General features: G+C 39.9%; 15 protein-coding genes. 1 reads left to right on the forward strand and 14 read right to left on the reverse strand.

Features of this window, described 5'->3' with window-relative positions; translation table 11 throughout:
- Positions 1 to 289: 289 nt before the first annotated feature.
- The 14 genes from GKO22_RS14335 to GKO22_RS14400 form a co-directional block, all read right to left on the reverse strand.
- Positions 290 to 1,321 carry an alpha/beta fold hydrolase gene (locus GKO22_RS14335; protein WP_240920320.1) on the reverse strand — a complete coding sequence of 344 codons (1,032 nt, stop codon included), beginning with the start codon at positions 1,319 to 1,321 and terminating at the stop codon, positions 290 to 292.
- Positions 1,284 to 1,850, reverse strand: coding sequence for a TetR/AcrR family transcriptional regulator (locus GKO22_RS14340; RefSeq protein WP_166336213.1), 567 nt, complete (start codon positions 1,848 to 1,850; stop codon positions 1,284 to 1,286). The genes GKO22_RS14335 and GKO22_RS14340 overlap by 38 nt, the downstream gene beginning before the upstream one ends.
- A gap of 201 nt (positions 1,851 to 2,051) precedes the next feature.
- The gene (locus GKO22_RS14345; RefSeq protein ID WP_166336215.1) at positions 2,052 to 2,861 is read right to left on the reverse strand and encodes a helix-turn-helix domain-containing protein; all 810 of its coding nucleotides are present in this window, start codon (positions 2,859 to 2,861) and stop codon (positions 2,052 to 2,054) included.
- Between the two features lie 14 nt (positions 2,862 to 2,875).
- Positions 2,876 to 3,763: an SDR family NAD(P)-dependent oxidoreductase gene (locus GKO22_RS14350; protein WP_166336217.1), complete on the reverse strand. Its 888-nt coding sequence runs from the start codon at positions 3,761 to 3,763 to the stop codon at positions 2,876 to 2,878.
- Between the two features lie 163 nt (positions 3,764 to 3,926).
- Positions 3,927 to 4,550 carry a hypothetical protein gene (locus GKO22_RS14355; RefSeq protein WP_166336219.1) on the reverse strand — a complete coding sequence of 208 codons (624 nt, stop codon included), beginning with the start codon at positions 4,548 to 4,550 and terminating at the stop codon, positions 3,927 to 3,929.
- Positions 4,551 to 4,876: 326 nt separating this feature from the next.
- Positions 4,877 to 6,559, reverse strand: a complete 1,683-nt coding sequence (locus GKO22_RS14360) for an FISUMP domain-containing protein (RefSeq protein ID WP_166336221.1) — start codon at positions 6,557 to 6,559, stop codon at positions 4,877 to 4,879.
- 3 nt (positions 6,560 to 6,562) lie between these two features.
- A complete protein-coding gene (locus tag GKO22_RS14365) occupies positions 6,563 to 6,727 on the reverse strand; it encodes a hypothetical protein (protein ID WP_166336223.1) in 165 nt (54 codons plus the stop codon).
- Between the two features lie 12 nt (positions 6,728 to 6,739).
- A complete protein-coding gene (locus GKO22_RS14370) occupies positions 6,740 to 6,973 on the reverse strand; it encodes a hypothetical protein (protein ID WP_166336225.1) in 234 nt (77 codons plus the stop codon).
- Positions 6,974 to 7,080: 107 nt separating this feature from the next.
- Positions 7,081 to 7,998: a helix-turn-helix transcriptional regulator gene (locus GKO22_RS14375; protein WP_166336227.1), complete on the reverse strand. Its 918-nt coding sequence runs from the start codon at positions 7,996 to 7,998 to the stop codon at positions 7,081 to 7,083.
- A 75-nt stretch (positions 7,999 to 8,073) separates the two neighbouring features.
- Positions 8,074 to 9,054 (reverse strand): helix-turn-helix domain-containing protein, encoded by a 981-nt coding sequence (locus GKO22_RS14380; RefSeq protein ID WP_166336228.1) that lies wholly within the window; start codon positions 9,052 to 9,054, stop codon positions 8,074 to 8,076.
- A 306-nt stretch (positions 9,055 to 9,360) separates the two neighbouring features.
- Positions 9,361 to 10,122, reverse strand: a complete 762-nt coding sequence (locus GKO22_RS14385) for an SDR family NAD(P)-dependent oxidoreductase (RefSeq protein ID WP_166336229.1) — start codon at positions 10,120 to 10,122, stop codon at positions 9,361 to 9,363.
- A gap of 89 nt (positions 10,123 to 10,211) precedes the next feature.
- Positions 10,212 to 11,141: a helix-turn-helix domain-containing protein gene (locus GKO22_RS14390; RefSeq protein WP_166336230.1), complete on the reverse strand. Its 930-nt coding sequence runs from the start codon at positions 11,139 to 11,141 to the stop codon at positions 10,212 to 10,214.
- A gap of 52 nt (positions 11,142 to 11,193) precedes the next feature.
- Positions 11,194 to 11,775: a helix-turn-helix domain-containing protein gene (locus tag GKO22_RS14395; protein ID WP_206367912.1), complete on the reverse strand. Its 582-nt coding sequence runs from the start codon at positions 11,773 to 11,775 to the stop codon at positions 11,194 to 11,196.
- Complete coding sequence (locus tag GKO22_RS14400) at positions 11,699 to 12,193, reverse strand: SDR family oxidoreductase (RefSeq protein WP_317165717.1); 495 nt, start codon at positions 12,191 to 12,193, stop codon at positions 11,699 to 11,701. The genes GKO22_RS14395 and GKO22_RS14400 overlap by 77 nt, the downstream gene beginning before the upstream one ends.
- 153 nt (positions 12,194 to 12,346) lie before the next feature.
- On the opposite strand from GKO22_RS14400, the gene GKO22_RS14405 reads away from it, so the two are divergent.
- On the forward strand, positions 12,347 to 13,021 hold the full coding sequence (locus GKO22_RS14405; protein ID WP_166336231.1) for a hypothetical protein: 675 nt from the start codon (positions 12,347 to 12,349) through the stop codon (positions 13,019 to 13,021).
- Positions 13,022 to 13,112: the final 91 nt, after the last annotated feature.

Consider the following 13,112-nt stretch of genomic DNA (forward strand, 5'->3'; position numbering starts at 1 on the left):
TCTTTTAAAAACGTACTTTCGCCATCAGTTAATAATTGGTTAGTTAGTAGCCCCTTTACAATCGCTCGATTGTCAGGGGTTTTTTATTTTCGTTCGTTTTGTGAGACAGCATTGTCGTGTTATTCGTAGACATATCCAGAATATCATTGATATATCCAGACTATATATTGTAGCATTACCAAACTTTATTATTACCACGTTTGGTAATGTTAATATATCTAGAGCTTTAAAGACAGCTCTAGATAATTTGTGCTTTGGTTCGGCGATTTGCGCAAAGGAATAAAAAGCATTAATTTTCACCAGTAAACTTCAAAACTAGCGTTGCCACGATCTCTGGCTGCTCCTCTGCAAGAAAATGGCCGGAATCTTTGACCTGTTCAAACTTTGGTTCCGATATATATCTCGGAAGGGACGCTTGCAACATCGCCAAGCTTCCAGCGCTTGCAATCGCTAAAGTTGGAGCTTGTATACGATTCATTGCCTTTATATCCTGAATATCTTCAGGAAAGCTCTGGTACCAAGCATTTGAAGCGCGAATAGCATCTTTGCTTTCATATGCCGCACCGTATACTTTTCTGTCAAAGTCGCTGACATTATCTCGATTAAATAACATCTTGTCAAATAACCATTCCTGTATCAGATGGAAACGGCCTTCCAGCAAGGTTTCCGGCAGATCCTTGGTCTGGCTAAATGCGACCCACCAAGGATGGACTGGAAGTCCGACAGGTAGCATCGGAAGCTGGTAAAGATCTTCCTCGGGATGCTGTGTATCCAGAACGATGAGTTTCTGAGTAAGCTGCGGGTAATGTCCAGCAAAACTAATAGCTACATTTGCCCCTATATCGTGCCCAACTATGGTCACCGTTGGAAATCCCGTGCTTTTGACCAGTGATGCAATATCCCCCGCCATATTTTTCTTTGTGTATCCCTCTTTGGGTTTACCTGAGGATCCCATACCCCGTATATCGACCGCAATAACCGTATGGTGCTCTGCCAGTATCGGCATGATCTTGTGATAGCTCCACCATGTCTGTGGCCATCCTGCCAGTAATAATATAGGTGAACCTTTTCCTCCCTGTACGTAATGCAGTTCTGTTCCATTTACCTCTGCATAATGGTTCGAAAATCCCGGCAATAAACTTACCAGATATTCATCGCTAAAATCAGTGTTATTCCTTGTCATAGTTTGTATACTTTCTGTTTTTTTGCTTTGTGCAAAGGTCTGTATCCCAAAGACCAGTGCTAATAATAGTACGGTAGTAAATCTGTGCTTCATATTCATATTATCCATTGTTGATTCCGATACTTCCTTTAAATGCATTCCATGAGAGGCTTCTGATATCGTTAATGGCCACATCTCCGCTGGACTGTGCAGCAACTGCAATGTCAATCATTCCACCGAAAAGATCATAGATCCAAGCCAGGGGCAATTTGGAAGGTATAACGTTATGCTTCTGAAGTTCTGTTATCAGTGCAAACCATTTTTCTTTCACGTTATCGAATCCTGATGCGGTCGCCTGTTTTTCGACCACCTCTTTATATGCGCTGCGTGCATATAGTTTTTTTACAAAAGAGTATTCGGCACCTACACCCAGCGCTGCATAAAACATGTTTTCGATCTGCTCTAGGGGGGCCTGGCTACTCTGGTAAGCATCATTCATGGCTACATTGCAAATCTTCATCATTTTTTCCATGCAGCAGTGAACCAATGTAGTGCGATCCGGAAAATGTCTATGGATGGTTCTTCTCGTTATGCCGATATGGTTTGCTATCTCTTCAATAGTCGCTGCCTCGTTTCTGTTCAAGCAGTTTATAGTAGCGTTTATAATTTTTTCTTTCGTGTCGATCATGATGCAAATGTAACGACAAATGTCACATAAAAAAGGCTTAAGTCTCTTTTATGTGACATTTCGCAGAATGTTTGTAGTTTATATGGAACTTCGAGCCACTCAATCGAAATTACATTCGTTTTGTGAAACAGCTCCTTCAGCATGTAGGAACTTCTAAATCTAGTTGTATCTTTCTAGAGTTCGAGGCGTCACAATAAGATACTATGCGGGTTTGGCAATTGATTTAGGTGAGTAACCATATTTCGATTTGAAAGCATTTGAAAAGTGTGCAAAACTTTCAAACCCGACCTCCATAAAAATTGTGGACGGCCTTTTATTGTTTTTTTGAATTTGATAATGAGCTTCTTTTAATCGATTGTGAAGAAGCCATCGCCCTGGAGTGTCTGCAAATACCTTCATAAAATCTCGCTTAAATGTAGCTAAACTTCTTCCTGTTAATGTAGCAAAATGTTCCATACCTACATTAAACTTGTAGTTTGCTAACATAAATTTCTCAAGATCTATCTTATACGGTTCAGAAAAATCAAAAAGAAAGTTTTCCAAGCGTGGATTTGTCAATAGTACTGTCTCTATAGCTTCCCTAACTTTTAGAACCGATAAAGGATGATCAATCTTTAATGTATCCCTACTATGAAAGGAGAGTGATGATACCAAGGAGTCAAACATGTTACTTTTAGAAAGGAGGATGTTCTTCGTACCAAACTGTAAGCTGTGCGGAACTGTAATGCTTTTTTCAAGCGCATACTGCCTAAGCACGTCTTCCTTTAATATAAACAAGTAAGCATTGTATTCCTGACCATTAGTTGGCTTTTTGGTAGCCTTAACAAATTGATGTTTTCTAACAAGATAAATTTGTCCAGGCTGGGCTACAATTCTCTGTTCTGATGTTTCGAAAGTCATTTCACCTGAAATCTGGAATAATAGTACGTGCTCTGTAAGAATGTTGTCGTACTCCGTTTGTTTAGCTGTATTCAGTGAATACACGATCGCATCAGAAAAGATGTTGGACATGGTTAAATTACTTTTTACGGTGATAAATTTACCATTTTAGCACTTTTCGTCCATAAGTCTTTTTTTAAAGTTTCGTCTTCTACCAGTATTCCTGGCTTTGGGAACGTGACTTTGCCCCGAACTACCGAAGCATAGAATCTCCCTTTCGGCAATTTTTTATTACCCAATGCTAAATCGGAGAGAATTTCCCCTGAATTCTTTGCTGTATTCATATAAAACATTGGATTGAACAGGCTTAAAAATCGAAACATAGGTCTCACCGCTTTTACAATAATTTTCATCACCCCGGTTTGTTTTCCCATTAAACTAGTGTCACCCGTTAGTCCAGGGTTATAAGCGATAACCTGTATGTTAGAATTGCCCAGAAGTTTATTATGAAGCGTATCTGCCGTCAGTATATTACATAGTTTGGTTGCGGCGTAGAGTGCCATCCCTTTTGGACTACTATTATCAGGGAATGCTAATTTATTTATATCAACCGTTTTTGGCCCGAATGGTATAACCTGAGCATCATGTGAATCGCTTGTCGTGATCAAAATCTTCCCATCGTAAGCGATATGAGGTAAGAGTAGCCGCGCTAGCAGGTAATGCGATAAATGGTTTACGGTGAAAGTTAAATTAAAGCCATCGACACCAACTCCGCCGTTCTTGTCCGCTTGTACACCTGCGTTTAAAATTAGTAAATCTATTTTGTGTGGATAAATGTTTTCCAGAACGTTCTCTGCGAACACCCTAACACTGTCTAAGGACGATAAATCAAGTGTCAATGTCTTTGCGCCATTGGGCAATGTTCTATTTCCTATTCTTGCACCAACAAAGACAATAGTGTCTTCATTTTCCCTAATTTTATTTAAAGCTTCAGCACCAATCCCACTAGTGCCACCTGTCATTACTATAATCATACGATGAAATTTTATAGTTACAAAGGTCTTTAAAAGTGTGAGTAGTAATTATCGGCGGAAGCTCAAAATTATTGTCTTAAAAGCTCATCTGTACATTCGTCTGCCTTAATACTTAAAAATGAGAAGGCTAAGTTGTTGTTTTACAGTTTTTACTTCGTTCCACTTAACTACTATGTTTCCTACCTTGGTTGACCAAGCCTTCCACCAAACTTTTCCACTGTGGGTAGGATAATCCAAGTAATGCAGCTGTGCCAACAAGTCCATTACGAAGATTATCTAAAAAATTTCCTGTATTAAGATTTGGTGTTTCATTTCTTCCGTGCTCTTCTGCAGAAACAGTTTTATCAACTCGACGAATCTGAAAGGTAGATGTGGCAATTGAGTCTAAAAAATGCGCAATTTTTACGCTTTCGCTATTTGGGTTAGCTGAGGGTCTGACCTGAATGCTAAACAGATTTCCTTGTTCTATAACGTCGTTGCTCACGATTTCAACACATACCCAGTCAAAACCATGACCTATTTTCGTTCCGGGCCCAGGAATATCAATACGTATAAAATCGCCTTGTTTTGTCTGCCGTTTCACTACATTACCATTAGAATCGATGATAGTAAATGATGACAAAGACGTATTCGACATAGCTTCCCAGCTATTTACATCTGAAAGTCGATTGCATACATCAGCGTAAAGCAACTTCGCATTTTCAATACTGTTGCATTCGACTTTCGCTAAGACATCCATTTCTCCACCAATATATTGCTCTGGAATTTTATATTTCTCGTTATTCATATCTAAATGCTTTTAGTGATGAATTGTAGGTATCTAACTAACAAAGTTTAAATAAGTTCGTTTTATGAGACAAATACACTATAGACTAAACTTGCTACCCTTGCTTGATACAAGCATCGAAGATGACGTTATGTTTACTAAAAAGTACTTATTGATAGAATACGTTCTATCAAGATGACATTAAAAATTTATAGGAGACAATCGCATTATATACAATTGACATTGCTAATAGTGCATACAATACATATTCGACAAATGAAATTTTGGATTTCAAACTGTTAGTCAATATTGATAGTTTAAAGACAAAAGAGTACTTCAACCGCATTTTAATAAACGGCTCGGGTACACCGTACTGGAAACGCATAAGGCCGATTAGATCTTCCGGCGCCAATGTTTGCGTCATTGTTAATAGTAAATCGCATCCGCACAGAGTTTTCATTGTCAGACTGTTCGGTTGATGTCCAATAAAACCCTATACTTCCTCTCTCGATCAGCATTCGATCTCCGGGCTGGTAGGCGCCTGCAGTTGGAAAAGTTAGCACCACATTTTTATCTCTCTTACTTCTGAACACCTTAGCGGTATAAACATTGGTAACGGAAGCGTTCCAATTAGTTCCCTTGTTATCTGTAACCAGTTGCGTTGTTTGGTTAATAAGGTCGTAAAACTCCTTGCTGGTAGGAACTCTCCACCCTGCTGGGCAAGGGTCATTCTCCACTATTTTTCCACCATTGTCCGTTTCTGAATACCACGACCCGTTTAAAGCAGGTGTGCTCCATTGTTCGCTTTCAGAAGCCTCCGCTCCGGTCAATGGTGTTGCTCGGATCTCTTGTTTGCCCCACTGATAATAATTTCCGAATAGGAGTTGAAAACTTCCATTCTCATCGGGAAGATCAGGATCTATAGTTCGTGATACGCCTACATTTCTTCTCATCCAATAACGACCATCAATAAGTGCTGCTTCCTGTCCGTCTATTACCTCATAACGATCGCTCGGTACTACCCGCAAACGGATGTGGTATCCGACCCCTGGCTGTATCGGAATGTTGTTTAGCACGATGGGGGTTGCGCGAGTTACAGATCCTACCCGTAAAGAACCTATTTGCAACGACGCATCTGAAATATTGTTTGCCATCCAAACGGTATTGCTAGTTATGACTTGCTGTTGATTTGAGGAAAACGTAAGCACGGAGGAGGTGGACTCTCCATCGTAAACGATATTGCCAGAAGCCAAACTTATTAGCGCAATAGCCCTACCTGAGGACAGTCTGGTTCCTCCGACGCCCCCTATCAGATAACCATTGGTGGGCGTGGCATCTATAGTAACCCGCATCGGCGAGAACATATATTTGAAAGCAATATTTAGATTATTGTCATTACTCGGTCCAATGTGGATAGCTCCAGATCTAAAAAGCATAAATTGGGGATAGGAAGCCGTATTGATGGACAAAATATGATCAATATTGGTGCTGCTCAAATCCTCTATAGGTGCAACAGTGGTATTGTAAGAATAAGCCACAAAGCTGTAAACTCCTCGATCCAGTGTTAATGATTCTCTGTCATCAGGCTCGACGGCTCCATGAGAATTTATGGTGTAAATTTTATCTCTAACATAATCACCACTAGTATCGTAAACCACTAGTCTAAATTTTATGAAACGCTTGATAGGCTCTTTGATCATACTTGATCGAGCGGTGTGAAGATATTCGTAATCAGCTCGATTATGTGTTAGCTTTTCAGGTATTATTTCAGCTGCTATGAAATAGCCACCACCAAGAGATATACTTTCGTTGTTACCCCTTAGTAGTTGCCAAGGGTCTGTTTGACTGCCTACGATCTTTTGTGAAGATCTGTAGTTTTGATCCCGGTTATCTAACTCATCCGTTATGATGCTTATACTCACTGGAACTTGCTGATTATTTGTCGTTAAATCAGACTTTGCACAAGATCCAAAAATCAAAAAACTCGTATAAAAAATGGTCAACCATTCTAGGGAATAATTATCTTTCATAATTTACCAAACAATATCAAAGTCTTCATCTTGCTGTTCGTATTCATCCGTGATAAATTCGCTGCTATTTACCGGAGTTACATTGTTTGATCCAGCGACAAAGCTATGTTCTAGGCGAATGTATGCTACTTCAATAGTTGGCGGAGTGTATGCTTTTTTTAAACTCATAAGTCTCAGGAATTAATTCAGAAGTTTTTGTATAAGTTCAGCATCGATAGCACCACGACTCGGTATGCCAAGTGAATCACTTTGTCCCATGCAAATAGCACCGACCCTTTCGGACACGGTATAGAGGAAAACATATCCTGCGGATTCCACACTATCTTTGTTTTCGCCTGCCACTTTAGAATGTAGAAGTTCTTTGTCGAAGAGTATGGGATAATTAGCGATTATGATGTATTTCTGTAATTTCATAGAGATTTTTTTTACAAAAATACGCTAGGCATGTTGCCCGGACTGTTACTATAAGTCCTGAGAATAGGAGATTAGGACATAGTTCAAGAAGAGGATTTGATCTTATTCTATTTGGAGTTTTTTAGCACCGGATAAGTATTAAATTTATTGACATAGCTATTTATGAAGTATCTAGGACTATTGTAACCCAACTCGTAGGCTACCTGCGATAGGCTATCAAATTGTGGGCTTTGCAGAAGCTTTTGAGCCAAAAGCAGTCTTTCGTTTATATAGAACTGCTTCGGTGTACTTTTCAAAATTTTCTTGAATAGCAGCTTATACTTTGACACTGACATGCCAGCCATTTCAGCTAGCAGGCTTATTCCCACAAAGTCTTTATCTAGATTTGCCATTATATAATCAGCTGATTGCTTTATCGCTGATCCTTCTCGATCCGTAACTCGATTGATGATCGGCTCAAAATTTGCGGCTCGTTCAATCAAATATGCTAACAGGTATAGAGCAGTATGCTTTAAATGGAATTCAAATGATCCATCTTTTATTTTCCTGCTTTTTAATTGGTTTAGTAAAATTTTGCTTCTGGAATCAATATGGCTATAAAAATAAAGTGTGTTTTGGGAGCTATCAAAAAGTTGCTCTGTCACGCTGTTCGGATAATTGGGTCGCGCCAGCGACTTTAGCAAATCTTTGGAGATAATCAGCCGAAGACTGTATGACCTGGCATTAATTGGTGGTAACAGTGATGTAGGAATGCAAGAGTCCATAAATGCCATACCAAGCCTTGAGGAGTATCCTGCGCGGTGTGGTGTGGTTCCTAAGACGTGTGTAGTTATCTCCTCCCCCAAATCATAATACGCTATAAATTGATCATCTTGAGGAACTCTATCTATTGCTACGGGCTTTTTAAAAGACATATCGATTAGAAATACCGATAGGCCTGGCATTACTTCCAGAAATACGCCCATGCCTTCGGCAAGGTCAGTGGGCATGAGCATCATTTTATTGTCCACTACCTTTGCTCCCATTTCGCTTGCAATTCTAAACAACCATTCGGGATTCAACGTGTAGAAAAAAGGAAATTTCTGTCTGGATAGATGCATTTAGTATAATGTTACGTATTCTTTAGGCGTGACGTCATATCTCGCCTTAAATTGTTCAATGAAGTGCGAAGGATCATAAAATGAAAAATGATGTGCCACTTCGGCTATACTGTAACTTCCAGTATCCAGCATTTCTTTTGCTGCGTCTAGCTTATTGGCCATAAAAAACGCTTTTGCAGAAGTCCCGGTAACTTTTTTAAACAGGTTTTTGTATTTACTATCCGACATATTTACGGAAGATGCCAAGACTTTGATACTTGGAAATGGTTGTTTCAGCTTTTCTATGAGCTGGGACTGTGAGCTAACTATACTTACAATATCCTCTTGATAGACCCTACCCAGCACAATGTCGTGATCAATAATCTGATCGAGGTAGTCCGCTATTAATCCATAAACGGTTCCTACTAAGTAGGTGTCATATAAAGTGCTGCCAAAATTTACTTTACGTAGCTCACTCATTAAAAACCAGGCTTGGTTACTTGCTCGTTCAAATCTCACTAGGGTATTACGATCTGCATCAAAGATCACATCTCTTATCTCTTGAAAATTTGGTATGGAACTAATACTTCTTAAAAATGCTGTCTTTTTTATAAAGATCGAAATGGAGAATACGTTGCTTCCCGATCCAATGAGATAATCTGCAGACAAAACAGAGTCGATAACAGCAACGTTATATGCCCATCTACCGACGGCCTTTTGCATATTGTCGGTGATCTGTACGGTATCACCTTCGCTTAAATTAAAATATACACCTACAAAATCATCGTCATTATTCGACATTTTGTAAAAAACATCTGTATGATAGACAGCATCCTGAATAAAGACACTAAGCTCCTCGTTAATCTGTAAGCCGTAAAGGGTTCCTGTTATGGTATCGTTCGAACAGTATACATGTCCGTTCTCCACTTCACAATTAAAAGCAGCAGCAAGCTCATCTAACCAATCCAGATTCACACCATACCGGTAAGATATGTTTTTCATAGTATTCGAGATTTGTGCAAAACCAACTATAAAAATAGTAGATAAGTCGTTTAATCAATGATAGAACAGGGAGTTTTTGAGGGTATGCTTCTTGAAGTACTATCAAAAACACTTTAAAATCGTCTTTACAAACGTTGTAAGTGAAAAATAGATACAGCGAAGATTAAAAAAGATAAGATAAATATGACTCTAGGGCTTAAGAGTCTATAAAACATTTCAGATACATAAGATGTTCGTAGGCAAATCGCTGTTTGCCTACGAATATCTCAGTCAAATTGACGTTGGATATTGATTGATAAAAAAGACCTAGATGTAAAATCCACCAGATACTTCGATGCGTTGTGCGTTGATCCATTTGGCATCTTCGCTACACAAAAAGGCAATCACACCGCCAATATCATCCGGCAAACCGGTTCTACCTAATGCGGTGCGCGAAGCCAACATCTGATTTACCTCTTTGTTATCTCTTGTTGAGCCACCGCCAAAGTCTGTCTCAATGGCACCTGGAGCTACCGTATTCACGCGGATCTTACGAGATCCTAATTCTAATGCCTGATACCGGCTTAAGCTTTCGATACCCGCTTTCATAATAGCATACGCAGCATAGTTTGGAAAACTAAAGCGTGCTAATCCTGATGAAATATTGACAATGCTACCGCCATCATTCAGTATGGGAAGTAGTTTTTGGGTCAAGAAAAATGCTGCTTTGAGGTGTATATTCACCATCGTATCAAACTGCTCTTCTGTGGTGGTTTCAAATGCCGCGTGAATACCTATTCCGGCATTGTTCACCAATGCTTGCAGATGATCTGTACCAAAATCGGAGGCTAACTTATCCTTGATCGTGCTTACAAAAGCATCATATGTAGCGCTTTTTGCTACGTCCAATTGTAGCGCGATGGCATGCTGACCGATATTCTTTATTTCAGCAACCGTGCTGTCGGCACCTTCTGCATTGCCTTGATAGGTGACGATAATATCAAATCCTTTTTTGGCTAATTGTATGGCCATGTCTTTGCCCAATCCACGGCTACTGCCGGTTACTAAAGCTACTTTGCGATTATCCATGTTATTTATCTTTTAAAGTATAGGTACAAAGTTCTGATGAAAATAGCATAGCCGGTTGCAAACACCAATCCGATATTTGCAAATTTCAATCAATTCCGGAATTTGACAGGCGAAAGACTGGTGTGTTTCTTGAAAAAATTTGAAAAATGAGCCACTTCATCAAAACCTAGGGCATAGGCTATTTCAGAAATATTCCACTGTGTTTGCTTCAGCAGGATCTTGGCTTCTTCTGCAATCCGAGCATTGATGATTTCGGTTGTGCTTTTATTGGCTACTTCCTTAAGTACTTTATTTAAGTGATTGGTGTGTATGCCTAAGGCATTGGCAAAATCAGTAGGTTTTTTCAGTTGTATATTTTGCACGTCACTTTCTATCGGAAACTGTCTTTCTAGCAGTTCGATAAATAAGGTAGAAATTCTACTGGCGGCATTGCTCGTTGGGTTCGTGTTTTGGATTGGTTTTAATTTTTGCCCTGTATGGATGAGCTCTAACACATAATTCCGCAACAAATCATATTTGTATGCATAATCTGATGATAGCTCTCTATCCATTTTCAAGAAAATGGATTCGATCTCAGCAAATTGCTGATCTTCGAGTTGGTAAATAAAATCACTACTTGGTTGGTAGATCGGAAGCTCTTCGATATTCAGCCCGGTCTTGGATTTAGACAAAAAATCTTTGGTGAATACACAGAACATGCCTGATTGATTGTGATCTTGTGGTGTATAGCGATAGGGTATTTTTGGCGAGGCAAATAGAATACCTTGCGTTTCTATCATAACAGTTTTGTCGGCATACTCGATATAGTTCTTGCCTTTTATCAGGCTAATCTTATAGTACAATCGGCGATTGTAGCTCATTTCGCATTTGGGCTTGCTATCATAATAAAATTTAGCAATGTCAAATACGTTGAAATGCCCAAAATCTGTATTGGTTTTATTGTCGAAAAAATAATCAAGATGACAGCTCGTATCACCGACGATCTCTTTGTAAAAATCTTTGATAGCTATACTATTCATCGTTTGCGAAATTCAAATTAAACACATTTATAGCTTAATCACAAATTTGCGGTTAATTAAGATTTTCACGAAAATTTCGAGGGGAAAGATCAGTTTTCTGCTTAAAAAATTTATTAAACGATTGCGGATGTTCAAAACCAAGCCTGTATGCAATTTCAGCGGTGGTAAGTGAAGTGGTCGCCAGTAGTTCCTTCGCTGGCTCTACCAATTTTAGTTGGATATGCTGTCGTGTTGTTTTTCCAGTCAGAGCCTTGAGCATGTCCGCGAGATATCTTTTCGAAACACCTAGCTTACCTGCGATATCCTGTGGTGAGGGAATTCCTTGGTAAAGATGTCTATCAACTTCAAAATGTGCCTGAAGAATTTCTTGAAAACCATCAATCGTGTCCGTAAGCTCGGGTTTGCGGGTAATAAACTGACGATTATAAAACCGATTGCTGTACTGAAGCAAAAGTGCTATTTGTGAAACAAATACATCCTGACTAAAGGCATCTATAGGACGATTTAGCTCTTCTTCGATGGTCTCAAAAAGTTTGCTTATAGTGCGTTTTTCAATGTCAGATAGAAAAAGTGCCTCTGCAACGGCGTAGGAAAAGAAACCGTACCTCTTCCTGCACAGACGGGCGAACAACAATATCCCCTACCTCTACATTTTCTGGCTGACTAATGGCATAGGCCACTGATTCGGCAATTGCGCTCGGCGGTATGGCAATTTCTGCTGCCTGCTGCTGGATCGCATGACGCATGGCCTCATTCCGTATCGAATCGGCAAAAGGTGTCTTTACAAATCCTGGTAATATCCCAGTTACTCTCCATCGGCCACCAGATTCTTTGCGCATGGTTTCACTAATCGTGCGAACCGCATTTTTGGTACCTGCATAAACACCCATCGTGGGTGTGATCTGCATGCCCTCTGTGGATATGATGTTTACAAAATGACCAAAGCCTTGTTTTTGAAACAAAGGTATTGCTGCGGCAATACTGTAAAGCGTACCTTTCAGGTTGACATCAATCATTTCTTCCCACCCTTCGACCTTTGTGCTGCAAACCACGGATAAAAAAGGACGCAATCGAGACTATCACATCGTGATAGATACAATTCCGAATCCCGTTATACACTTTCGCATCGCGAAAACGCTAGAAAAACCTGATAGTACATTGCACCGCAGCAAGCCGTAACAGATCGCGACGGTGCTGCAAAAACCGTGATTGACGGGCACGAGATCGAGGCTAAGGAGCAAAAGTGGTCTTACGGTCTCTATAGTGTCTTGCAGTTTGCATTTCCGAAAGAACTTCGGATCAAACGGATAGGACCGAATGGGCAGTCGCTTCGAGCAAAAATTTTTGGTTCAGAACCAACGCTGATCGTAATGGATTGCAGCAGTTTGCCGGGTGAAATGTATGATTTAATTCCCCCTATTCCGCCCAGCGAAGTCAAAAGTGTGGAACTCATCCCTTTCGCCAAAAACTTTAGTCAGTTGTATCGCGATACCTATCCAATGGCACATCCACTGGAAATACCGACGATGGGTCACGTCATCGCGATCTACACACATGCTGGTAAAGGTATATTCGCGGCCAATAGAACGGTAGGAATCACAAAAGGTGTTGCATCTGTCTATTCTGATATGTTACCATTTCCGGAAGTTAAGCATATGCTTGTATCTGAAAATAACGAGACCGACAAAAGACAGCTGATCTACTGGACACCGCCCTTACGCAGATCGGTGGCGCAGGAGATACAGTCTAGCTATTATCATTCGGATCAGACTGGCTCATTCCTGTACGTTATAGAGGGGATTAGCAGCGACGGACGAGCGGGCTATCTAGAAATACCTTACCGCGTTTTCGCAGAGAAATCGACAGAAGAAAATAGGTGATCGCAAGTGTGTTTATGTTGAAATATAATAAATACGCCAAATTTATACTGTTTCAATAGGATAGTAAGCAGTTTATATGGTTGAAATTCGG

Source organism: Sphingobacterium chungjuense (genome assembly GCF_011316935.1).
GTDB classification, from domain to species: domain Bacteria; phylum Bacteroidota; class Bacteroidia; order Sphingobacteriales; family Sphingobacteriaceae; genus Sphingobacterium; species Sphingobacterium chungjuense.

What these genes read in the sequence shown, in the direction of transcription:
- GKO22_RS14335 (WP_240920320.1), bottom strand. Translation starts at nt 1,321, where the DNA reads ATGCATTTAAAGGAAGTATCGGAATCAACAATGGATAATATGAATATG.
- GKO22_RS14340 (WP_166336213.1), bottom strand. Translation starts at nt 1,850, where the DNA reads ATGATCGACACGAAAGAAAAAATTATAAACGCTACTATAAACTGCTTG.
- GKO22_RS14345 (WP_166336215.1), bottom strand. Translation starts at nt 2,861, where the DNA reads ATGTCCAACATCTTTTCTGATGCGATCGTGTATTCACTGAATACAGCT.
- GKO22_RS14350 (WP_166336217.1), bottom strand. Translation starts at nt 3,763, where the DNA reads ATGATTATAGTAATGACAGGTGGCACTAGTGGGATTGGTGCTGAAGCT.
- GKO22_RS14355 (WP_166336219.1), bottom strand. Translation starts at nt 4,550, where the DNA reads ATGAATAACGAGAAATATAAAATTCCAGAGCAATATATTGGTGGAGAA.
- GKO22_RS14360 (WP_166336221.1), bottom strand. Translation starts at nt 6,559, where the DNA reads ATGAAAGATAATTATTCCCTAGAATGGTTGACCATTTTTTATACGAGT.
- GKO22_RS14365 (WP_166336223.1), bottom strand. Translation starts at nt 6,727, where the DNA reads ATGAGTTTAAAAAAAGCATACACTCCGCCAACTATTGAAGTAGCATAC.
- GKO22_RS14370 (WP_166336225.1), bottom strand. Translation starts at nt 6,973, where the DNA reads ATGAAATTACAGAAATACATCATAATCGCTAATTATCCCATACTCTTC.
- GKO22_RS14375 (WP_166336227.1), bottom strand. Translation starts at nt 7,998, where the DNA reads ATGGGAGCAAAGGTAGTGGACAATAAAATGATGCTCATGCCCACTGAC.
- GKO22_RS14380 (WP_166336228.1), bottom strand. Translation starts at nt 9,054, where the DNA reads ATGAAAAACATATCTTACCGGTATGGTGTGAATCTGGATTGGTTAGAT.
- GKO22_RS14385 (WP_166336229.1), bottom strand. Translation starts at nt 10,122, where the DNA reads ATGGATAATCGCAAAGTAGCTTTAGTAACCGGCAGTAGCCGTGGATTG.
- GKO22_RS14390 (WP_166336230.1), bottom strand. Translation starts at nt 11,141, where the DNA reads ATGAATAGTATAGCTATCAAAGATTTTTACAAAGAGATCGTCGGTGAT.